The sequence below is a fragment of the Actinoplanes sp. NPDC048796 genome (genome assembly GCF_040650035.1).
In the GTDB taxonomy this organism is placed as follows: domain Bacteria; phylum Actinomycetota; class Actinomycetes; order Mycobacteriales; family Micromonosporaceae; genus Actinoplanes.
The window spans coordinates 810453-831832 of record NZ_JBEZGO010000001.1 but is presented as its reverse complement, the minus strand read 5'-3'; the positions used below and the strand labels follow the sequence as shown (position 1 = coordinate 831832).

Below are 21380 nucleotides of genomic sequence, written 5' to 3'. Positions count from 1 at the left end.
TCCGATGCGACGTAGTACCGCGGCCGCCGTGGGCACCCTGACCGGTGCGGCGCTGATCATCGGGGTCCGGTTGAGCGTGCAGCCGCCGGCGGCCCCGGTGGCCGCCCCGCCCGCCGTCGACCTGGCCGGCGGCACCCCGGCCCCCAAGCCCTCCACCTCCGCCGCCGGCAACAAGTCGGGCAAGACGACGGCTCCGAAGCCGAAGACCGGCCTCAAGGACGGCGTCTACAAGGGCAAGGGCGCCACCAACCCGTACGGCACGGTCCAGGTCCAGATCCGCGTCGAGGGTGGCGAGATCACCGCGGCCGAGGCGACCTACCCGACCACCGCCGACAGCGCCACCATCAACCCGCCCGCGGTCGCCGCCCTCAAACAGGAGACCCTGGGCGCCAAGACCGCCAAGGACGTGGCCGCCGTCTCCGGCGCCACCTACACGAGCAAGTCCTACGCCGAGTCCCTCCAGGCAGCGCTGGACGCCGCAAAGGCGTAGGGTCACGCTCTGTGCGCCACGTCGAGCATGTGATGGGTACGACGGTCAGCATCGAACTGACCCCCGATCGTCCCGACGACGAGCTCCGAGCCCTGATCGCGGACGTCTGCGGTTGGCTGCACGAGGTCGACGCCCGTTTCAGCACGTACAAGGCGGACAGCGAGGTGTGCCGCTTCCGCCGGGGCGAGATCACCCACGCCGACCTGTCCCCGGACATGCGCCACGTCCTCGACGCCTGCGCCGACCTGTGGCGCGACACGGACGGTTACTTCGACGCGTACGCGACGGGCCCGCTCGACCCGTCGGGCTACGTGAAGGGCTGGTCGGTCGAGGTGGCCTCGGCCCGCCTGCTGGCCAAGGGCTCGACCAGCCACTACATCAACGCCGGGGGCGACATCCGCATGCGCGGCCACCACCCCGACGGCGGCCCCTGGCGGGTCGGCATCCGCCATCCGTGGGAGGCCGGCAAACTGAGCTGGGTCCTCGCCCTGACCGACGGCGCCGTAGCCACCTCAGGCACGTACGAGCGAGGCGACCATGTCATCAACCCCCGCACCGGCCGCCCGGCCCAGGGCCTTCGCTCGGTCACGGTCGTCGGCCCCGACCTGGCCCGGGCCGACGCCTACGCCACCGCCGCCCTGGCCATGGGCGAGCCCGGCACAACCTGGCTGGCCAAACAGGCCGCCAACGGCTACGACTCAGCCGTGGTGACCGACGACGGCCGAGCCTTCAGCTCAGCCAACCTCCCCGCCGCCGTCTGAGCGCCCAGATCACTAGTCGCCGATGAAGACCATGTGATCGTGCGTCGACACCAGCCGCGCCAGAGTCAGTAGTCGCCGCGCCATGTCGGACTCCTCCGGCGGGGCCATGGGCATGCCGGCCGCTAACGCTGATGGCCACCCGCGGATGGTGATTGCCTGAGGTCGCCGATGGCGGTGCCGAGGTCTCGTTCGATGCCGTCGGGTTGTTGGAGGCCGTTGTTGAACAAGAGCTGGACGAAGGGGCGGTGTTCGGGGCGGCCGGCGGTGGCGAAGTAGGACTTCAGGCCCTCGGCGAACTCCGTGTCGGGTGGGAGGGTCGCTTCGTCGACCAGTTTCTTGATGCCGGTGACGGCTACGCGGTCGAACGCGGCGATCCGGCGGGCGAAGCCGTCGGTGAAAGCCTCGAGCTCGGCGTCGGGGACGACCCGGTTGACGTAGCCGTAGTCGGCGGCTCGGGCGGCCGGGATGTCGTCGCCGCCCAGCAGGATCTCCAGGGCCCGGCCCCGGCCCGCGAGGCGGGACAGGCGGGCCATGGCGCCGCCGCCGGGTACCGAGCCGACGCCGATCTCGAACTGGCCGAAGATGGCCTGGTCGGAGGCGAAGCGGATGTCGGTGGCCAGGACGAACTCGCTGCCGGCGCCGCGCGCTCGGCCCCGTACCTCGGCGATGGTGGCGATCGGGAGCCGGCTCAGGCGTACGAAATTGTCCACATAGGGGTGGAGTCCGGTGGGGCCCGGCTTCATGGCCACCACCCGCCGGGTGTCGGACAGGAAGTCCCAATGGGCCATGAAGTAGCCGGGTGTCTCGCTGCGGAAGACGACGACGGTCAGCGCCGGGTCGTTCTCCATCTCCGTTGTCAGGGTGGCCAGCTGCTCGACGGTGTCCGGGTCGATGAGGTTCGCCGGGCCGTTGCCGAACGTGACCCGCCAGTACGACGGCTGGACCTTGGTGACGCGGAACTGTTCCATGGCCCGAGCCTGCCGCCGGCGTCCGGCCGAAGGACCGGTCAGACTCCCTGGTCGTTCGTCTCCAGGGCGGTGCCCAGTTCGCTGCGCGAGGTGATGCCGAGCTTGGGGAAGATGCGGTACAGGTGGGTGCTGACCGTGCGCGGCGACAGGAACAGCCGGCCGCCGATCTCCTTGTTGGTCAGACCCTGCGCGGCCAAAGCCGCGATCTGGGCCTCCTGGGCGGTGAGGCGGTCGTCCGTACGCCGTACCGTCTCGCCCGTCGCCCGAAGCTCCTGCCGTGACCGGTCGGCCCAGGCCGTCGTGCCCAGGGCCTCGAAGAGGCTGGCCGCCGCCCGCAGGTAGGGCCGGGCCCGGACGTACTGGCGGTCCCGGCGCAGCGCCACCCCGTACGCGTGATCCGCCCGGGCCTTGTCGAAGGGGTGCGCCGGGAGCACGGCCGCGATGTCGCCGGGCGCGTAGTCGTCGGCCGAGCGTTGCAGCCGCAGCAGCGCCCGGGCGTAGACGAGCCCGCGGGTCAGCGCCGGCGAACCGGTGGCCGCCTCCTCGGCCTCGAGCTTGGGCAGCAGGTCCTCGAACCGGGCGGTCCGCCCGCCCATGACCGCCGCCTCGGCCAGCGAGCCGACCGCCCAGAACCGCACCGTCGGGTGGTAGGCGATGTCGCCGGTGTCGAACAGGCGCAGCAGGTGGTCGAAGGCGGCGGCGCCGTTGCCGGCGGCCAGCGCCGCGTGGCCGCGGACGAACTGGCAGAGGCAGATCATGCCGTGCGCGCCGCTGGGCAGCAGGGCCCGGACGGCGCCGTCGGCGATCTGTTCGGCCAGGGCCTGCTCGCCGCGGAGCGCGGCCGTCATGCCCTGGGCCAGCCGGGCCACGATGGCCCAGCGGGGCTGGCCGGTCTCGGCCGCGAGCCGCAGGGCCTGGCCGGCGGCGCCCTCGATCAGGTGGGCGTCCTTGGCGAAGACGCCGACCCAGGCCTCGGTGACCAGGGTCTGGGTGAGCAGGCCGATCCGGCGCTGGGACCGGCTGGCCGTGACGGCGTCGGCGGCCAGCGTCTTGGCCGGGCCGAGCGCGCCCACGGCCAGCGCCGCCCAGGCCAGCTGGTAGTCGGGGCGGGGCGCGGCGACGAACTCGGGCAGCGCGGCCACCACCTGTTTGCCGTACTCGAGCGGCACGGCCAGGGCGAGCAGCGTGGCGATCCGGGGATGGTCGGCGCCCAGGCCCGTGCGCTGCACGAACTCGACGACGGCGGCCCGCACCTCGGCGGTCAGCGGGGTGAAGTAGAGCTGCAGGACGACCCCGTTGAGCACGTCGAACGCGTCGTCGAGGTCGCCCTCGGCCAGCGACCGCTCGGCCGCCTCGAGGTGGGTGAGCAGGCGGATGTTGGTCACCTCGATGTCCCCGCCGACCCCGGCGTTGGCCCAGTTCAGCCACAACCGTTCGGGCCGGCTGAGCACCCGGTCGTCGATCAGGGGCGACAGCCGGCGTACGGTCCGAGTCTCGCCCGCGTCGAAGGCCGTGTTCACGGCCCGCAGGTAACGGTAGGCCCGGCGTCCCGGGTCGGTGGTCAGTTCGGCCGCCCGTTCCCAGGCCACCGCGGTTCCGCGTACCCGGGCCACGCGCTGCATGGCGGCCGCCAGGTCGTCGTCCGGCCCGGTCGCGGCGAAGGCGAGATGCCAGGTCCGGCGCTCGGGGTCGTCGACCACCGCGGCCAGGGCGGCGTGGGCGCCCCGGCGGTCGGCCACCTCCAGCGGGCGGGTCAGCCGCAGGGTGTGGCCCTCCAGTGTGGCCAGCCGCGCGTCGAGGGCCGGTTGCAGATCGTCCGCCGCGAGGCCGGTGGCCCGCAGGATCTCGTCGACGTCGTTCCGGTCGTCGACCGCGGCCACCTCCAGCAGCCGCCGGGCCGGCGGCGGCAGGTCGGCCAGGATGGCCCGGTACGCCTCGGCGAGCCGGGCCGGTTCGCGCAGCCCGAGCGGATTGCCGGCCGCCTCGGCCAGGACGCGGGCGCGTTCCGCCTCCGGCCGGCCCGGGGCGACGATGAGCGCCGCGGCCTCCGGCGACACCGGGCCGATCGGCATCTCGCGCAGGCCGGAGCCGCGGAGCCGCCGCGCGGTCTCGGCGCCGTCCCGCATGCCCATCAGCAGGGCCAGTTCCGCGCCGGCGAGCCGCCGTCCCACGTACGCCAGAACCTGCCAGCTCTGTTCGTCGAGCCATTGGGCGTCGTCGGCCACCAGCAGCGTGCCGGCGCCGAGCCGGTCGAGGACGGCCAGCGAGACCCGGTACGGGTCCCGGCCGGCCAGGACGTCATCGACCGGCATGGCGGTGCGGAGCAGTCGCTCCAGGCCCGCGAAAGAGACCTGGCTCTCAGCGGGCACACCGGTTACCGTGAGCACTCGCCACCCGGTGGTCCGCGCCACATGATCCAACAGCGCCGATTTGCCTATCCCGGGCGGACCGGTCAGCACCACAGCCTGCCCGGTCAGGGCCGTGAGCTGCTCCAACTCGCCGTCGCGGCCGATCAGGTCTGACACGGTCGAAAAATACCCGATCCGCGGGCACGCTCCCACGCGTGATCCGTCACGTGACGCAGGGATGACTCAACAGTGCCCGGACATCCGGCCGAACGTTCCTGACCGACCTACGCTCGGCCCATGACCAGGGCACTTGTGATGGATGACTTCGGGCCGCCGGATGTGTTGCGGCTCGCCGAGACCGACGTGCCCGCTCCGGGCGACGGGCAGATCCGGGTGACGGTGCGTTACACCGGCGTCGGCCCGACCGACCTGGCCATCCGGGCCGGGCATCTCAAGGGGGTCTTCCCGGGCGGGCCGGGCACGGTTCTCGGCTTCGAGGCGGCCGGCGTGGTCGAGAGCGTCGGCGACGGCGTCTCCGACGTGGCGGTGGGCGATGAGGTCGCGGTGTTCCTGCCGCGGCTCGGCGGCTACGCCGCCCTCGCTCTGGCCGACTTCTGGGTGCCGAAGCCGGCCTCGGTGAGCTGGGCCGACGCCGCGGCGCTGCCGGCTTCGGGCGAGGCCGCCGTACGGGTTCTCGGCCAGCTGGCGGTGAGCGCGGGGGAGACCCTGCTGGTGCTGGGCGCGGCCGGCTCGGTGGGGCGCGTCGCGACCCAGCTCGCCGTGGCCCGGGGCGTACGGGTCGTGGCCGCCGTTCGTCCTTCGGATTTCGATCTTGTACGGGGTCTCGGCGCGACGCCGATCGACTATCACGAACTGTCGGGCCGGGTGGACGCCGTCCTCGACGCGTCGGGCCGTAGCGACCTGCCCCGGGCCATCGCGCTCGCCGGTGGCACGTCGCGGGTCATCACGCTGTCCGATCCGCGAGGCCCCGGGCTCGGGGTGAAGCTTTCCGACGTCGTACCGGAAGGGGTCGTTTCCGCTCTGCACGAGGCGATGAGCGGCCTGGCCTCGGGTCGGCTCGCGCTGCAGACGCAGGTGGTGGTTCCGCTTGCCGAGGCCGCCGACGTGCACCGCCGCCTGGAGTCGGGTTCGCTGCAGGCCAAGGCCCTCCTCGAGCTATAGGTTCGGCACCGCTCGCATCGCCAGGTCGACCGTGGCGTGCAGACTCGCCCGGTCGACCCCGGCGGCGGCGTGCACGGCGTTGCCCTCGCTGACCGTCATCACATAGCGGGCCAGGGCCGCCGGGTCGGTGCCGGCGGGCAGGTCGCCCTCGTCCACCGCGCGGGCCAGGCGCTCGGCCAGGGCCCGTTCGCCGCCCAGCCGGCTCGCGGCCAGGAACTGCGCCATCTCGCCGTTGTCGCTGCCGCCGGCCAGCCCGCCCTGGATCGACAGACACCCGGCCGGGCGGTCGGCCCGGGTCAGCGCGTCGGCGTTGGACCGGAGGAACTTCTCGATCACCCGGTACGCGGTGGGCTCGGCCAGCGCCTCTTTCGCGTACGCCATGTCGTGCTCCGCGTAACGGGCCACGGCCCGGCGGAACAACTGCTCCTTATTGCCGTACGCGGCGTACATGCTCGGCCGGTTGATGCCCATCGCGCTGGTCAGGTCGGTGAGCGAGGCGCCTTCGTACCCGTGCTCCCAGAAGACCTCGATGGCGCGATCCAGCGCCTCGTCCGCGTCGAAGGCCCGCGGCCGGCCCTTTGTCTTCACCGTCACACCACCCACTCTACCGCTTGGTACAGAAGTGGGCTACTGTCATTCCGTACCGAGCGATACAAAACAACGAAGGGGGTGGCACCGATGAAACAGGCAGGACTGTGGAGCATGCGGTTCGGCGACGTGGCGAAGCTCGAGGAACTGGGCTGGGACGCGTTCTGGACGCCCGGTCTCGACGGCTCCGGCGCTCTCGGCACCGTGGCGCGACTGCTGAGCGCCGCGCCGAACAGCACGGTCGCCACGGGCGTGCTGAACATCTGGGGCCAGACACCGGCCGAGCTGTCGACGTTCTTCGCGCGGCACGGCGACCGGCTGCTGGTCGGTCTCGGCATCGGCAACGCGGCCGGCGCGGCCGCCCGGGGCCAGGACTACGGCAACCCGATCACGTCGATGAGCCGCTACCTCGACCAGCTCGAGATCCCGGCCGAGCGCCTGCTGCTGGGCGCCCTCGGCCCGAAGATGGTCGACCTGGCCGTCTCCCGGACCGCCGGCTGGCATCCGTTCCTGGTGACGCCCGAATACGTCGCCCGGGAACGTGCTCGCGTCGGCAACGATCCGCTGATCGCCCCGCACCAGGCCGTGGTCGTCGGCGCCTCGCCGGCCGAGGCCCGCGCCCTGGCCCGCGCCCAGGTCGGCATGTTCATCGGCTTCCCCGCCTACCGCAACAACCTGCGCCGCCTCGGATTCACCGACGACGACCTCGTGCCCGGCGGCAGCGACCGCCTCATCGACGCCCTCGTCGCGCACGGCACCACCGACGACATCGCCGACCGCGTCCGTCAGCACCTGGACGCCGGCGCCGACCACGTGGCGCTCCACGTGCTCGGTTCACCGACCCCCGCTTTCGCTTCGATCGTCAAGGAGAACTGATCATGGGACAGCTCGACGGCAAGACCGCTCTCGTCACCGGCGCCACCGCGGGTATCGGCCTCGCCGCCGCCCGCCGCCTGGCCGCCGAAGGCGCACACGTGTTCGTCACGGGCCGCCGCAAGGAGGCGCTGGACGAGTTCGGCGACGGCTTCACTGCCATCCAGGCCGACGTCGCCAACCCCGACGACCTCGACCGCGTCTACGCCGCCATCGCCGAGCACGGCAAGGGCCTGGACGTCCTGTACGCCAACGCGGGCGGCGGCGAGTTCTCGGCGCTGGCCGACATCACGTGGGACCACTACGCCACCACGTTCAACACCAACGTCGGCGGCACCATCTTCACTGTGCAGAAGGCCCTGCCGCACCTGAACGAGGGCGCGTCGGTCATCATCACCAGCTCCAACATCGACGTGAAGGCCGCGCCCGCGTTCAGCGTGTACGCCGCGTCGAAGGCCGCGCTGCGCTCCTTCACCCGCAGCTGGGCCGCGGAACTGGTCGAGCGCAAGATCCGGGTCAACGCCATCGCCCCCGGACCGATCAACACCCCCGGCCTGTCCGGCCTGGCCGGCACCCCCGAGGACGCCGCCCAGCTCCTGAAGGGCCTCGCCTCCGGCGTCCCGATGGCCCGCCTGGGCACGCCCGACGAGATCGCCGACACGGTCCTGTACCTGGCCTCGCCGGCCAGCGCCTACGTGACCGGCTCGGAGATCTACGTGGACGGTGGCGCCAGCCAGGTCTGACGCTCCTGACGGTCCAGGCCCTCATCGGCCTGGGCCGTCGCTCCGTCGGCCGGCCGCTGGGCGGCGGCCTGCAGCCGCAGCACCTCGACCAGCGCGTCGATGCTCCGGATCAGGGCGCCGATCTGATCGTCCTCGGGCCGGCGCTGGTCCGGTATCACCTCGAGGCCGCCGTCCTCGTCGTCCTCGTCGTGGCCGAGCCGTGCCTCGACCGCGAGCGGCTCGTACATCTCCTCGATGATCCGCAGGTAGAGCTCGCCGGGGTGGGGCAGGTCCCGAAGCCGCCGCAGCGGCCGCCGCCAGCCGGCACTCTTGTTCTCGAACGTCCCGTAGCCCAGCACGCGACCGAGCGGCGACTGGACGTACCGGATGTCGGTCACCCGCAACAGCGGCAGCATCTCCACCCGCCGCCGGACGACCCCGCGTACCACCATGATCCGTTTGTTGGTCAGCGTGAACCGGTCGAAATACCACCGCGGCACCTGCCAGAGCAGCAGAACCAGCGCCACGGCGCAGATCCCGATCGTGAACAGATCCACGTACTGCGGCTTGATCCGCAGTTGTACGGCCCAGACGCCCAGAACGGCGTACAGCAGAATGACGGAGGCCGACTTCACCGGCGAGATCCAGTGCCGCTTCCACTCGCCGCGGTACCGCTCGGTGGGGAACAGATACCGGGCGATGAGCGTGGTCGGTTCGTCCTCCAGGGCGAGCACCCGGCGCGGCCCGAGCTCGGAAAGATCGGAGACCGGGGCGTCGGTGATCGTCGTCTCGGGCCGGACCAGCCGCCGCAGCCGGAAGAGCAGAGCCGACGAGGCGAACCCGACGCCGGTGAAAAGCTTGAACAACTTCCCGGGGCGGGCGTCGATCAGAGCCTGAAGTTCCTCCTGGCGGGTGGCCCCGAGCTCGGACTCCCCATACCGCAGACGGGCCGACCAGCGCACGAAGAGGCGCCCCAGCCACGGCGACAGATCGGTCGTCTCATTGACGACAAGCCCGAGAAGAACACCGAGAACAATCTCGACGCCGCTCATGACGCCGGCGCCACAAACCCGAACTTCGGCCGCAGCGCGGGCTCGGCCCGGCCCCGCCCGGCCGCGAGCCTCGAACGAGCGGCCTCGACGCGGTCGGCCGCGATCCGGTAGTACCGCTTGCGGGGCCGTTTCTCACCGGGCCGCAGCGACTCCCAGCGGGCTTCCACCCAGCCCCACTCTTCGAGCTTGTCCAGCGACCGGTAGACCCGCGGCCCCGACCGCCCGACCTGCTGCATGATCCGCCAGCCGTGCATCTCCACGTTCTTGTCGAACCCGTCCAACAGGGCGTCAAGAACCAGCGCGGTGGTGAGGTCGAGCTCCGGCCCGCTCATTCCGTAATCATATGGTCACCGCCCGCATAAGCCCATGCCCCGGACAGGTCACTCGACCGGGGCCGCCTCTGATTGTCAGCCGGCCCGAGATTCCGGGGGTGCGCTCCGCAGGGTCCGCTCGGCGGTCTCCAGGCGTTCCCGCAGGGGTGCCGTTCGTACGCCGGACAGGTCGTCGAGAATCCGCCGCGCCATTCGGATCTGGTGGTCGGCCGATGCCGGATCCCCGGCGGCGAACAGCGTCTCCCCGATCACCGTCATGGCTTCGACCTGCCGGAACGAGTCGGACATCTGCCGGCTCAGCAGCACGGCACGCCGCCCGTTCCGGGTGGCTTCGGCGAAGCTCCCGAGGCCCCGCTGGATGTCGGCGAGAGTGATGAGGGTGTCGCACTCCGCCCTCTCGTCGTGTGCGCGAAGGTGGATGGCCAGTGCGGCCTCGCCGTGCCGCAACGCCGGCCGGAGCCGGCCGGTCGCCAGATACAGGGCGGCCAGGCTGCCGTGGCTCTGGCCGGCGCCTCGGTCGGCTCCTATCTGTTCGCGTATGGCGAGGGCCTGATGAAAGTTCTCGGCCGCTCGCTGATGCTGACCGAGCCGTAGGCGGGCCGTGCCGAGCCAGTTCAGGACCGCCGACTCGCCGGCCGGGCTGCCCATCTTGCGGCACGCCTCGAGGACCCGGTCGTAGATGTCGATCGCCCGGGAGGCCTGACCGATACTGACGTACGTCGAGGCCAGGTTGTGCGAGCAGAGGGCCTCGGCCTCGAAGTGCCCGACCGCCGCGGCGAGCTGCTGGGCTTCGTGGAAGGCGGCGACGGCGTGGCCGTAGTCGTGCAGGGCGAAGTAGGTCGCCCCGAGGTTGTTCAGTATTCCGATCTGCCCCTCGTCGTGGCGGTCCCGGCGGGCCGACTGCAAGGCCCGTTGGTTGAGCTTCAGGATGTCCTCCTGGCGGCCGAAACGCTCGAGAACCTCGTGGATGACTCCGGGAATCTGCCACCCGTGACGGTGGTACCCGTGATCCTGAGCCCACCGGCTGACGGAGCAGAGGTTGTCCCGTTCGGCGTCACACCACCGCATCGCCTCGTCGCTCGTTTCGAAGACCATCGGGCGGATCTCCGGCGCGTGCGGCAGCTCGCCCATCGCCGGCCATTCCGGCGCGATGACCGCTACCGCGTTGGCCGCCGACAAGAGATACCAATCCAGCAGCCTTCGCTGTTCCGGCTCGGCGAATCCGGGATCGTCCTCGGCGGCGGCCCGCTCGCTCGCATACCGGTGGAGCAAGCTGTGGAAGCGATAGCGGCGAGTGGTGTCGTGATTGATCATGTGAGCTTTGGCCAGGAGATTCAGGAGGGCTTCGGCGCGCTGCGGCGTCGTGCCGATGACGGCGGCTGTGGCTTCCGGGCTGAAGCTCGTTCCCGGGTAGAGCGAGACGCGCCGGAACGCGTAGGCGGCCTCGTCCGGCAGGGCTTGGTACGACCAGTCGAACACCGTGGCGAGACTGGCCGCCTGATCCTCCTCGCCACCCGCGTCGAGAAGCCGGTGCTTCAGTTCGCCGGCCAGCTCCGCGATGCCGGCCCGGGGCCGTTCCGCCACGTGTTCGCCGACGATCCGAACCGCCAGGGGGAGGCCGCCGGACAGCCGGGCCAGCTGCCGCAGACCGTCGGCCTGTGATGTTCCGCGAGGGCCGACGATGCGCGCCAGCAACGACGTGGACTCGGCCTCGGCGAGCGGCGTCGCGGTCACGGGCCGCACTCCGTCGCGGATGGTCAGCCCGCTCAACCGGGTACGGCTGGTGATCACCGTCAGACAGTGCATGGACCGGGGGATCAGCGGACGGACCTGGGCCGAATCCAGGACGTTGTCGATCAGGATCAGGATCCGCCGGTCACCGATCAGATCCTCGAATCGGTCCCGGCGCTGCTCCAGCGTCACGGGAAGCTGATCGAGCGGCACACCGAGCATCCGCAGGAAACGGTCGAGACCATCCCGCGGGTCGAGCGCGGGAGTGAGCCCGTACGCGCCGGCGTCGAGGTAGAGCTGACCGTCGGGATACCGCTCGCGGAGACGATGTGCCCAGTGGATGGCGAGGGTGGTCTTGCCGACGCCGGGCATTCCGGTGATCACGACGACGTTGTTGGCGCGCAGCTGTTCCAGCTCGTCGAGCAGCGCCTGACGCCCGGTGAAGTCCGCGATGTCCGGAGGCAGATACCGGGGAACTCGTTCGGTGACCGGTTGTGGTGGCGGCCGGTCCGCCACGGCGGCGACCTCGAGGTCCGGCTCGGCACGCATTTCCTTGAGGAATCGACGCTGGAAGGCCATCGCGAACCGTTTCGCCTCGTCGTGGCGCCCCGCCGCGCGCAACGCCCGGATCCAGCAACGCGCCAATGCCTCGTCGAGGTCGTATTCGCGGATCACGCCGTCCAGTTGTTCGAGCACGGATTGCGGCTCTCCACACGACAGCCGGCTCTCCGCAAGCTGCTTGTGGGCCTCGAGAAGGACGTCGTCCAGCGAACGGCGCAGTTGCTCCGCCCGCGCACCGCGAATCTCCGGCAACGGATCGCCACGCCAGAGCAGAAGGGTCTGTACGAGTATTTCGACGGCGGATTCCGGCCGGCCCTGCGCATGTGCGCGCCGGGCCTCGGCCAGCTTCCGCCGGAAGCGGTGCAGGTCGACCGTGCCCGGATCGACGTCGAGCCGATAGGCGCCTGCTCCCGGCACGCGCACGAGTGCCCGGCCCAGGCCGACCTCGGACAGGACGGACCGCAGACGGCTGGCGAGCGAATACAGCGTCGGCCGATGGTCCTCGTTTCCTCGCCGCTCCCACAGAAAGTCGATCAGAGCGTCGGTACGGACGGGCTCGCCCGCGTGGTACAGAAGCACCGCGATCATGGCGCGTTGCTTCGCCGGTCCCAACGGGACGATTTTTCCGTCGTCGATCAACTCGGTCGTGCCCAGTATGCCGAATTCCACGTGTGCCCCCATCAGCGTGTAACAAGGCCATTACTGAGTGTGTTTCAGCTGGGCAAATGATTGGGTGGGTGCGTCGCTCTGCGCAATATCTGACACGTCATCGCCAGTTCACGTGCATCTGCCCGGCAAGGTTTCTGCAATGCCGCCGGCAAGGCGCCGCCCCCATCGTGGCCTTATCAGATCGCTGACCAGGGGGTGGGCCGGATGAGTGATCCGGATTGGGTCAAGGCGCCGATTGGCATCGACGCACGAAGATGGGTTTCGCGTCCCGGCTGCCGGACGCTGTTGGCCGTGATTCACACGATGGCGAGCTGCCAGCGCCTGCTCGACATCGTGGATCTGGTGGAGGCCGACCCTCGGGTGCAGACCGTTTTCACGGTGGCGCCCGACGTTTTCAACGCGGGTGTCGTCGCTCATCTCCAGCGGCTGGGAGCTCTCGTGGTTCCCTGGCAGCAGGCCGTTCGGGAGAACTTCGACCTGGCCATCGCGGCGGCCCATGGCGGGCTGCACGAACTGCACGCGCCCGTGATGCTGACGGCGCACGGGGCGGGCCGCGCCCGTCTCGTCCGGTCTTCGAGTGTGTACGGACTCGACGCGCCCCGGCTCGTCCGCGACGGCCGGGTGATCGCGTCGGCGCTGATGCTGTCGCACGAGAACGAACGCGCTGTGCTGGCCCGGCAGTGCCCCGACGCGCTACCGGTGGCCACGGTCGCGGGTGATCTCTGTTTCGACCGGCTCGTCACCGATCTCGCGGCGCGCTCGAGCCACCGGAAGGCGCTGGCTCTGACCGAGAGTCAGAAGCTCGTCGTCGTCACCTCGACGTGGGGGGACGACGGACTCTTCGGCGGTGTCCCTCAGCTGCTTCCGATGCTCATGGAGCAGCTCCCGCCGGCGTCGTTCCGGGTGGCGCTGCTCCTGCATCCGGCCATCGCGGCTGCCCACGGACATCGGCAGGTCAACGCGTGGACCCGGGCCTGCCGGGAGGCGGGAATGACGTTGGCCGACCCGGTCGACGACTGGCGTCCGTACATCGCGGCCGCCGATCATCTGATCGGGGACCGAGGCTCGGTGACCACGTACGGGGCGGCGGTCGGACTGCCGGTTCTCTGTGTGGCGGCCAACGGTGACGCCACCGCCCCGGGCTCTCCCCAGTCTCTGGTTCTGAACGCGGCCGACCGTCTGGACACAGCGAAGCCGATTCTTCCGCAACTGCTCGCCGCACGCCCGGTCGGCCGCCGGCGCATCGCCGCCGCGGTGACGTCCCGTCCGGGCCGGTCGGCTCGTCTTTTCCGGCGAGCGATCTACCGGCTCCTGCGGCTCCCGCAAAGAACCAGGGAGATGGCCTCGTGAATCCTCCGTACGACCCGGTGGTCGCTCTCGTGGGCGACCCCTCCGGCCTGGAGCCGGTCGCTGACATCCTCATCGACGAGACCGGCGACGCGGCGCCGGAGGAGCTGCTCGCCCGGTTCCCCGGTGCGGCCCTCGTTCTGGTCGTGACGGGCGAGGGTGCCGCCATCGGATTCCGGGACGGGCTAAGCGCCGTCCATCTGCCCGAGCTGATCCCGCTCCTGTACGCCTGGTGGTGCCGGCAGTCGCCGGCGCAGGGCAACGGCCCGTGGTGATCCATGAGCTTCCAGGATCTCCACGGCCCGCTCGAGACAGAGCCTGCCCCGGGTCGGGTCTCCGCGGCGGTCGGCGATCTCGCCGGCGATCTCGAGGGCGTCCGCTTCTCCGACGGCGGCGCCGAGCCGCCGCATACCCTCGACCGCCTCGGTCGCGGCGTGAGCGGCGGCCACGAGATCACCGCCCGCGAGGTTCGCCCGGGCCAGCCCGAGCTTCACCAGGGCCAGGTTGTACGGATCGGCTGCCACCGACCGGTCGAGCAACGTTCCCGACTCCCGCAGGAGCCCGATCGCCTCTGCGGCACGCCCCCGCCGGGACAACAGCTCCCCGAGGTTGATCAGTGTGAGCCCGATGTCGCGGCTGTCGCCCAGCCGCCGCCGGTCGGTCAACACGGACCCCAGCATGTCGATCGCGGCGTCGTCGTCGCCCGAATCGCGGTACACGAGGGCGAGCATCTCCTCCGCCTCGATGCGTCCCGCCACGTCTCCGGCCTGCCGGTACGTGGTGATCGCGGCTCGGAGCAGTTGCTCGGCCCGGCCGTACTCGCCGGCCGTGGTGCAGGTGCGCCCGAGCCGTTTGAGCATGCGCCCCTCGGCGTGCGGCTCGCCCCACAACCGGGCGGCGGCCAGACCTCGTTCGTCGATCTCCCGGCGATCGACGCTCTTGCGATACAGCTGCAACGGCCACATGACGTCCGTGAGATGCCAGGCCAGTTCCGTCCATCCCCGGTCCAGGGCTGCTTGCCCGGCCAGGCCGAGGTTGGCGCGTTCCCGGTCCAGCCAGGAGAGGGCGTGGTCGCGGTCGCCGAAGGCCGGAAGACCGACGGGGTCGGTGCGAAACGCGTAGGCGAGCCGGCGCCGGTACGGCGTGCTGGCGACATCGGCCGCGCCGGCCGCCCCGAGGTACCACTCGAGCATGGCGACCAGAGCCCCGTCGCGATCCGCCTCGGTGTCGTCCTCGGCCGCCTTCTGGCGCGCGAAAAGCCGGAGCAGCGGATGATAGCCAAACCGGTTCTCGGCGACCTCCTGCAGCAGGTTGACCTCGAGCAGGACGCCCATCAGGCGGTCGGCGGTTGACTCGGTCCGGATCCCCGGGAGAAGTGCCGACGCCGGGCCCATACCGAACTCCGGGCCCGGATGCAGGGCGAGCCTCCGATAGAGGACCGCGGCCGGCCCGTCCAGGGCTCGATAGGACAACTCGAATGATCCACTCACCGAGGTCTCCTCGTTGGGTGTCTCCAGCCGGGCCAGCCGATCGGAGGTGTCGGCCAGCGCCGCGACCACACCGGCCACCGACTGACGAGGCCGCGTCGACAATCGGGCGGCCACCACACAGAGAGCGATCGGCAGCCCGGCACACAACTCGGCCAGGCGCTCGGACTGCTGTCGTTCGCCGTCGATCCGGCGCCCGCCGACGATGGCCGCCAGCAACGCCGTCGATTCGCCGGCGGTCAGCGGCGGGACGTCGACGAAGGTCGCGCCCTCGGCGATCAGACCCGAAAGGCGGCTACGGCTCGTGACCACGGTCAGGCTCGACGACGAGGCCGGCAGCAGTACCCGCACCTGAGCCGCCGAGAAGGCGTCGTCCAGGACCACCAGCAGCGCACGACCGGCCGTGTGTGACCGGTAAAGAGCGGTGAGCTCGGCCAGGGTGACCGGCAGGCTCTCGCCGGGAACTCCCAGGGCGCGAAGGAACGCGCGCAAAGCGTCGGCCGGATCGACCGCCGGCGGGGAGCCGAAACCGTCGAGGTTCACGTAGAGCTGACCGTCGGGGTAGGCGTCCGCCGCCTGGTGAGCGTAGTGCCGGGCCAGCGCCGTCTTGCCGACCCCACCAGGGCCGCTGAGCACAACGACTGTCGAACCGGTCTCGGCCGCGCGCTTCAGCGCTTCCAGCTCGGACTGCCGCGCGGTGAAATGCCGCGGTGGGGCGGCTGACTGCCGAGGGATCGCCCGCGCCGGGACGCCGGCCCCGTGGTAGTGAATCCCGCCGTGGATGTCGAGCGCCTGGACGCTCGGCCCGAAGATGGTGCCCGAGACCGTGTTCTCCAGCGGCGCCGGGCGATCAGAATCTGATGTCGCCACGGACGGTCCGTGTCTGCACCACCTGATCGGCCCGGCCGCTGAAATTGTTGACGACGGCGGCATCGGTGGCGGACCCGTGCGCCGTCGCGTCGTGCCAGGCGGTGGTCACCTGCCGCGCGAAGGCGGGATCCTCGGCCATGACGCTCGCCAGATGCCGCGCGAACTCCTCGACGCGGTCGGTGTCGGCCGGATGCTCGATGGCGGCCGCGAGGCTTTCGGCCTCGGGCGTGTCCCGGCCGAAGCGCGCCCGGACGATCTCGAAGAGCGAGGCGAACGCGCTCTTGCCACCGGCGACGAGCAACTCCGACCCTTGCGCGGACAGGGCCGACGCGATGGCCGGCACGACTTCCTCGAACATCTCCGGTCCCCCAGTTGCCGCGAGCACACAACTTTAACGGCGGCGAGGCATCCTCAAGATCAGCTTTCGCATAGAGGGAGCCATATGTAAAAAGGCCCGAAACGGCGGCGCGATCACCCGGACAGGGTCGTTCGACCGTGCGCCAGGGCGGGGACGGACGTCCACTGTGGACGGACTATTCGGAGCTGAAGGTTAAATTGCACCTTAAATACTATATGAAACGTCTTGTCCTCGGGGTTGACAGGTGTCAAGATCTTGCACTGTTCCATCCGCCGATTGTTGGAGGTTGCAGTTGCACGACCTCGTGCTGTCGCTCGCGCACATGATCGACGCGCAGCTCGTTCACGCCATTTTCGCGGCTTCGGCTCATGCGGTAGCCGAGAGCGCTGAATGGATGAAGTGGCTCTGACATAACGATGTCAAGTTCCAGGCGGCAGTGCTGACTGGCGTCTGAGTTTTCTTTCGGGCGGTGTGGCCGGTCTCCAGGAGCGGTTGCACCGCTCTTGTCGTGCGTCACATAGTCGCACGGTCACTAGTCGCTAGTCCAGCGCCGTTCCACGTTAGAGGGACCGGCCGCTCGTGGAACCCAGTTTAATCGACCGGCTTCAGCATCTGAACGGGCTGGGTGGGAAGGCGCGGCACCTGTCACATCGACTGAAAACGGGCAGCGCTCGGGGGTCGCTCTGGGGCAGAGTGGCCGACGTGGAGATACGGGGACCGGGGCGGTTTTTGTGGTGGCTGGGGCGGGAGCACAAGCGGGGGGTCGGGTTGGGGGCGATGTTCGGGTCGCTGTGGTTCGTCAGCTTGGCGACCACGCCGTACCTCATCTCGCAAGCCATCGACCGCGGCCTGGGGGCGCGGCAACCAGATGTGCTGATCGGCTGGGTCGCGGCCGTTCTGGTCGTCGGGGTGGCGAGCGCGGTGCTCGGGATCATGCGGCACCGCAGCATGTCGAAGTTGCGGATGGCGGCCGCCTTGCGGACGGCCGACCTGGTCCTGACGCATGCGACGCGGCTCGGGTCGGCGCTGCCGCGGCGGGTCACGGCCGGTGAGGTGGTCACGATCGGCATCTCGGACGTGTGGACCATCGGGCGGTCGATGAACGTCGGCGGGGTCGGGGTGGCGTCCACCCTGGCGTACATCGTGGTGGCGATTCTGCTGTCGCGGACGGCGCCGTCGCTGGCGATCGTCGTGCTGGCCGGGGTGCCGGTGCTGGCCCTGTTCGTCGGGCCGCTGCTGCAGCGCAGTCAGCGCGCGTCGCAGAGCTACCGGCAGCGGCAGGGTGAGCTCAACGCCCGCCTGGTCGACGTGCTCGGCGGCCTGCGGATCCTCAACGGACTCGGCGGCAAAGAGACCCATTTGCGGCGGTACGAGGGTGAGTCCGGCAAACTCCGGGCGCAGGGTTACCGGGTCGGCGGCCCGTCGAGCTGGATCGGGGCGCTCGGTGACGGCCTGCCGGTCGTGTTCCTCGCCGTCGTCGTCTGGCTCGCGGCCCGGCTCGCCGCGCAGGGGCAGCTCACCGCCGGGGAGCTGGTGGCGGTGTACGGCTACACGGCGATGCTCGTGATCCCGGTCAACGTGCTGATCTTCTGCTCCTTCGACGTCACGCGCGGGCTCGTCGCGGCCCGCCGGGTGGTCAACTTCCTGCGGATCCCGGTCGACGACCCGGCCGGGCGGGCCGCGCCCGAGGGGCCGGCCGTGCTGCACGATCCGGAGTCCGGTGTGGTCGCCGAGCCGGGGCGTTTCACCGCGCTCGCCGGTTCCCGCCCGGCCGACGCGGCCGCGGTGATCGACCGGCTCGGACGGTACGGGCCGACCACGGCGACCTGGGGTGGCCTCCCGCTCGGGGCGATCTCCCAGCCGCTGATCAGGGAACGGATCCTGGTCACCGAGCCGTCCGCCGACCTGTTCGCGGGCGAGCTGCGCGAGGTGGTCGCCGGTCGCGGCGAACCGCACGACGAGAAGGTCCGGGCCGCGATCGACACCGCTGTCGCCCACGACGTCGCGGCCGACCTGGGCCGCCCGGTCGAGTGGGCCGGCCGCAACCTCTCCGGCGGGCAGCGCCAGCGCGTCCGGCTGGCCCGCGCCGTCCACGCCGACCCGGAGATGCTGCTCGCGGCCGAACCGACCTCCGCTGTGGACGCGCACACCGAATCCGCGATCGCCGAGCGCCTGGTCGAAGCCCGCCGGGGCCGGGGCACTGTCATCGCCACCACGTCGCCGGTGCTGCTCGACAAGGCGGACGTCGTGCACTACCTGGTCGACGGCCGGGTCGCCGCCTCCGGCACCCACCGCGACCTGCTGGCCGGTGAACCCGGATACCGCGCGCTGGTCACCCGCGTGTTCGGTGAGGAGGACGGCGAATGAGCTCGGTACTTCCCGTCGCCGACCAGCGGACCGTCGCCCGCGCCGCGTGGCGCCTGATCATGCTGGACCGGCGTTCCGTCGTGGCGATGCTCGCCCTCAACTCGCTCGTCGCGCTGGCCGGCGTCGCCGGTCCGTGGCTGCTCGGCCGGATCATCGACGAGGTCACGCACGGCGGCGGGGTCGGCTCGGTCGACAAGCTGGCGGCGGCCGTGCTGGTCTGCGCCGTCATCCAGACAATTCTTTCCCGGTACGCCCTGGCGATCGCTTACCGCTTCGGCGAGCGGACCGCCGCCCGGATCCGCGAGAGCTTCCTCCGGCGCTCGCTGGCCCTGCCCGCCGCCGTGGTGGAGCGGGTGCCGGCCGGTGACATCGCGGCCCGCGGGACCACGGACGTGGACGCGGTCGCCACCACACTGCGCGACATCCTGCCGATGTTGCTGATCAGCTTCGTCCAGATCGTCTTCCTGGTGGCGGCGCTGCTGCTGCTCAACCCGCTGCTCGGGGTGATCGGCCTGCTCGGGCTGTCCGGGATCTGGTTCTCCACCCGCTGGTACCTGCGGCGGGCCCGTCCCGCGTACCTGAAGGAGGGCGAGGCGAACTCGCAGCTGGCCGAGGAGCTGGCGGCGACGACGGCCGGCGCCCGCACCATCGAAGCCTTCGACCTGGCCGACCGCCGTCTGGCGGCGGGCCGGGCGGCGATCGCCGAGACGCTGCGCACCCGCCTGGCGACGCTGAGGTTGCGGAGCTTCTTCTTCCCGTCGGTGGAGATCTCGTACGCCCTGCCAAGCGTGCTGGTGCTGCTGGTCGGCGGCATGCTCTACATCAACGGTCATGTCACCCTGGGCACGGTGAGCGCGGCCGTGCTGTTCCTGCGGCAGCTGGTCGGGCCGCTCGACGCGATCACAATCTGGATCGAGCAGTTGCAGAGCAGCAGCGCGTCGTTCGCCCGGGTGGAGGGGCTGGCCGCGATTCCGGCGCCGAGGTTCGAGACGCGGCTGCCCGAGGGCGATCGCATCGAGGTCCGGAACGTGCGTTACGCGTACGACGAGGGCCGTGACGTTCTGCACGACGTCGACCTGACGGTGCAGCCCGGCGAGCGCCTGGCGATCGTCGGCCTGTCCGGCGCGGGCAAGTCGACGCTGGGCCGGCTGATCGCCGGCGTGGACCGCCCGGGCGCCGGCTCGGTGACGGTCGGCGGGGTGGCGGTGGCGGAGCTGCCCCCGGACGAGTTGCGCCGCCAGGTGGTACTGGTAACGCAGGAACATCACGTCTTCCGCGAGACGCTGCGCGACAACCTGATGGTGGCGGCCCCCGACGAGGAGCTGCGCCGCGCCCTGAAGACGGTCGGCGCCGACTGGGCCGACGACCTCGACCGCGACTTGGGCGAGGACCCACCGGACGGCGCCCAGGCCCAGCAGCTGGCCTTGGCCCGCGTGGTGCTGGCCGACCCCCACACGGTGATCCTCGACGAGGCGACGGCCTTGCTGGACCCCACCGCGGCCCGAACAGCGGAACGCGCCTTGGCCGCGGTGCTGCACGAACGCACGGTCATCGCCATCGCCCACCGTCTACAAACGGCCCACGACGCCGACCGCGTGGTAGTCATGGACGACGGCCGCATCATCGAGCTGGGCACCCACGACGACCTGGTCGGCGCCGGCGGCCCCTACGCGGCCCTATGGCGCTCATGGCACGGGCATGAGGCCGTCTAGCGCCAGCTCGATCGCCTTAGCGGCATGCTCCCCGATAGCCCCTTGCCAGTAGACCCCACCGTGACCACCGCCCTCGCGCGGACTGTCGGCCCCTTGTGGGCTGCCGGTCCCGCGCTGGCTCTCGGCCCCGCGCTGGCTGCTGGCTGCGCCATGGCCGCCGGCCTCGCTTTGCCCGGCGGCTGCACCCGGTCGGCCCGCCCCGCGCTGTCCGCCGGCCGTGCCCTGTCCGCCGGCCGTGCCGTGTCCGCCGGCCGTGCCGTGTCCGCCGGCCGTGCCGTGTCCGCCGGCCGTGCCGTGTCCGCCGGCCGTGCGGTGCCAGCCGGCTCCGAGCGGCCCACCGGCGGGGCCTTCCGGGCCGGTGCCGTCGGTGAGCATGCCCTCGGCCACGCCCTCCACCATGCCGAAGAGCAGGAGCAGGTCGGCCGGTACGAGGTCACGGCGCACCAGACCCTGCTCCTGCGCCCGCTGCAACGGCCCGGCGAGCAGCCCGACGATCTGGCGCAGGTAACGCCCTTGCACGGCCGGTTCGAGGCGGCGGGCCAGATGAACGAGCGGCCGCATGGCGACCTGGGAGCTGAGGACCGCACCGAGCAGCGGCCGGAACGCGGCCGGCTGCTGCCGGTTGGCGTCCACGCAGGCCTCGAGGCGCTCCACCTGAAAGGCGATCACCCCCGAAGTCAGCGCATACCGGTCGGGAAAGTGCCTGTAGAGGGTGGCCTGCCCGATCCCCGCCCGGCGCGCGATCTCCGGCATGCCGACGGCGTCCCGCCGCCCGGTCATCAGGTCGCTCGCCGCCTCGAGAATCGCCTGGCGGTTGCGCTGCGCGTCCCGGCGGCGCGGGGTCTGTACGCCATAGATCAAGGCCCGCCCCCTCTCCCGAGTGACAAACGTTACTGGCAAGTAACGATAATGTCATGAAGTTCAATTTCTCGGAACAGGCGGCGCTCCCCACCGGCCGGCCT

19 protein-coding genes are annotated in these 21380 nt (G+C 71.0%); 10 read left to right on the top strand and 9 right to left on the bottom strand.

What is annotated here, in order from left to right:
• The first annotated feature begins 4 nt into the window (after positions 1-4).
• Complete coding sequence (locus AB0C26_RS03915) at positions 5-490, top strand: FMN-binding protein (protein WP_360241069.1); 486 nt, start codon at positions 5-7, stop codon at positions 488-490.
• 32 nt (positions 491-522) lie between these two features.
• Entirely contained in the window at positions 523-1251 is a 729-nt protein-coding gene (locus AB0C26_RS03910; protein WP_360243503.1) for an FAD:protein FMN transferase, read from the top strand.
• A 122-nt stretch (positions 1252-1373) separates the two neighbouring features.
• On the opposite strand, the gene AB0C26_RS03905 is transcribed toward AB0C26_RS03910, so the two are convergent.
• Together AB0C26_RS03905 and AB0C26_RS03900 are read right to left on the bottom strand one after the other, a co-directional pair.
• A complete protein-coding gene (locus AB0C26_RS03905) occupies positions 1374-2219 on the bottom strand; it encodes an enoyl-CoA hydratase/isomerase family protein (RefSeq protein ID WP_360241066.1) in 846 nt (281 codons plus the stop codon).
• A 38-nt stretch (positions 2220-2257) separates the two neighbouring features.
• Complete coding sequence (locus AB0C26_RS03900; protein ID WP_360241063.1) at positions 2258-4744, bottom strand: LuxR family transcriptional regulator; 2487 nt, start codon at positions 4742-4744, stop codon at positions 2258-2260.
• 120 nt (positions 4745-4864) lie between these two features.
• Between AB0C26_RS03900 and AB0C26_RS03895 the strand changes: the two genes are divergently transcribed.
• Complete coding sequence (locus tag AB0C26_RS03895) at positions 4865-5749, top strand: NADP-dependent oxidoreductase (protein WP_360241060.1); 885 nt, start codon at positions 4865-4867, stop codon at positions 5747-5749.
• Here the strand turns inward: AB0C26_RS03895 and AB0C26_RS03890 are convergent.
• On the bottom strand, positions 5744-6343 hold the full coding sequence (locus AB0C26_RS03890) for a TetR/AcrR family transcriptional regulator (RefSeq protein WP_360241057.1): 600 nt from the start codon (positions 6341-6343) through the stop codon (positions 5744-5746). The two genes, AB0C26_RS03895 and AB0C26_RS03890, sit on opposite strands and share 6 nt — an antisense overlap.
• 84 nt (positions 6344-6427) lie before the next feature.
• Here AB0C26_RS03890 and AB0C26_RS03885 point away from each other — a divergent pair, with 84 nt between their 5' ends.
• Together AB0C26_RS03885 and AB0C26_RS03880 are read left to right on the top strand one after the other, a co-directional pair.
• Positions 6428-7213 (top strand): TIGR03620 family F420-dependent LLM class oxidoreductase, encoded by a 786-nt coding sequence (locus AB0C26_RS03885; protein ID WP_360241054.1) that lies wholly within the window; start codon positions 6428-6430, stop codon positions 7211-7213.
• 2 nt (positions 7214-7215) lie between these two features.
• Positions 7216-7953: an SDR family oxidoreductase gene (locus tag AB0C26_RS03880; RefSeq protein ID WP_360241051.1), complete on the top strand. Its 738-nt coding sequence runs from the start codon at positions 7216-7218 to the stop codon at positions 7951-7953.
• Here the strand turns inward: AB0C26_RS03880 and AB0C26_RS03875 are convergent.
• The 3 genes from AB0C26_RS03875 to AB0C26_RS03865 all read right to left on the bottom strand — a co-directional run bounded on the left by AB0C26_RS03875 (position 7923) and on the right by AB0C26_RS03865 (position 12277).
• Complete coding sequence (locus AB0C26_RS03875) at positions 7923-8984, bottom strand: PH domain-containing protein (protein ID WP_360241048.1); 1062 nt, start codon at positions 8982-8984, stop codon at positions 7923-7925. The genes AB0C26_RS03880 and AB0C26_RS03875 overlap by 31 nt on opposite strands.
• Positions 8981-9316, bottom strand: a complete 336-nt coding sequence (locus AB0C26_RS03870) for a helix-turn-helix transcriptional regulator (protein ID WP_360241045.1) — start codon at positions 9314-9316, stop codon at positions 8981-8983. The genes AB0C26_RS03875 and AB0C26_RS03870 overlap by 4 nt, the downstream gene beginning before the upstream one ends.
• A 75-nt stretch (positions 9317-9391) precedes the next feature.
• A complete protein-coding gene (locus AB0C26_RS03865; RefSeq protein ID WP_360241042.1) occupies positions 9392-12277 on the bottom strand; it encodes a tetratricopeptide repeat protein in 2886 nt (961 codons plus the stop codon).
• Positions 12278-12568: 291 nt separating this feature from the next.
• On the opposite strand from AB0C26_RS03865, the gene AB0C26_RS03860 reads away from it, so the two are divergent.
• Together AB0C26_RS03860 and AB0C26_RS03855 are read left to right on the top strand one after the other, a co-directional pair.
• Positions 12569-13627, top strand: a complete 1059-nt coding sequence (locus tag AB0C26_RS03860) for a hypothetical protein (protein ID WP_360241039.1) — start codon at positions 12569-12571, stop codon at positions 13625-13627.
• Positions 13624-13899 carry a hypothetical protein gene (locus tag AB0C26_RS03855; protein WP_360241036.1) on the top strand — a complete coding sequence of 92 codons (276 nt, stop codon included), beginning with the start codon at positions 13624-13626 and terminating at the stop codon, positions 13897-13899. Before AB0C26_RS03860 ends, AB0C26_RS03855 begins: the two co-directional genes overlap by 4 nt.
• On the opposite strand, the gene AB0C26_RS03850 is transcribed toward AB0C26_RS03855, so the two are convergent.
• The gene (locus AB0C26_RS03850) at positions 13810-15981 is read right to left on the bottom strand and encodes a tetratricopeptide repeat protein (RefSeq protein ID WP_360241033.1); all 2172 of its coding nucleotides are present in this window, start codon (positions 15979-15981) and stop codon (positions 13810-13812) included. The two genes, AB0C26_RS03855 and AB0C26_RS03850, sit on opposite strands and share 90 nt — an antisense overlap.
• The gene (locus AB0C26_RS03845; protein WP_360241030.1) at positions 15962-16339 is read right to left on the bottom strand and encodes a hypothetical protein; all 378 of its coding nucleotides are present in this window, start codon (positions 16337-16339) and stop codon (positions 15962-15964) included. The genes AB0C26_RS03850 and AB0C26_RS03845 overlap by 20 nt, the downstream gene beginning before the upstream one ends.
• A gap of 286 nt (positions 16340-16625) precedes the next feature.
• Between AB0C26_RS03845 and AB0C26_RS03840 the strand changes: the two genes are divergently transcribed.
• The 3 genes from AB0C26_RS03840 (at position 16626) to AB0C26_RS03830 (ending at position 20418) form a co-directional block, all read left to right on the top strand.
• Positions 16626-16748, top strand: coding sequence for a hypothetical protein (locus tag AB0C26_RS03840; RefSeq protein WP_360241027.1), 123 nt, complete (start codon positions 16626-16628; stop codon positions 16746-16748).
• Between the two features lie 368 nt (positions 16749-17116).
• Complete coding sequence (locus AB0C26_RS03835) at positions 17117-18706, top strand: ABC transporter ATP-binding protein (RefSeq protein ID WP_360243500.1); 1590 nt, start codon at positions 17117-17119, stop codon at positions 18704-18706.
• Positions 18703-20418 (top strand): ABC transporter ATP-binding protein, encoded by a 1716-nt coding sequence (locus tag AB0C26_RS03830; protein WP_360241024.1) that lies wholly within the window; start codon positions 18703-18705, stop codon positions 20416-20418. The genes AB0C26_RS03835 and AB0C26_RS03830 overlap by 4 nt, the downstream gene beginning before the upstream one ends.
• On the opposite strand, the gene AB0C26_RS03825 is transcribed toward AB0C26_RS03830, so the two are convergent.
• Positions 20392-21279 (bottom strand): TetR/AcrR family transcriptional regulator, encoded by an 888-nt coding sequence (locus tag AB0C26_RS03825; protein ID WP_360241021.1) that lies wholly within the window; start codon positions 21277-21279, stop codon positions 20392-20394. The two genes, AB0C26_RS03830 and AB0C26_RS03825, sit on opposite strands and share 27 nt — an antisense overlap.
• Positions 21280-21380: the final 101 nt, after the last annotated feature.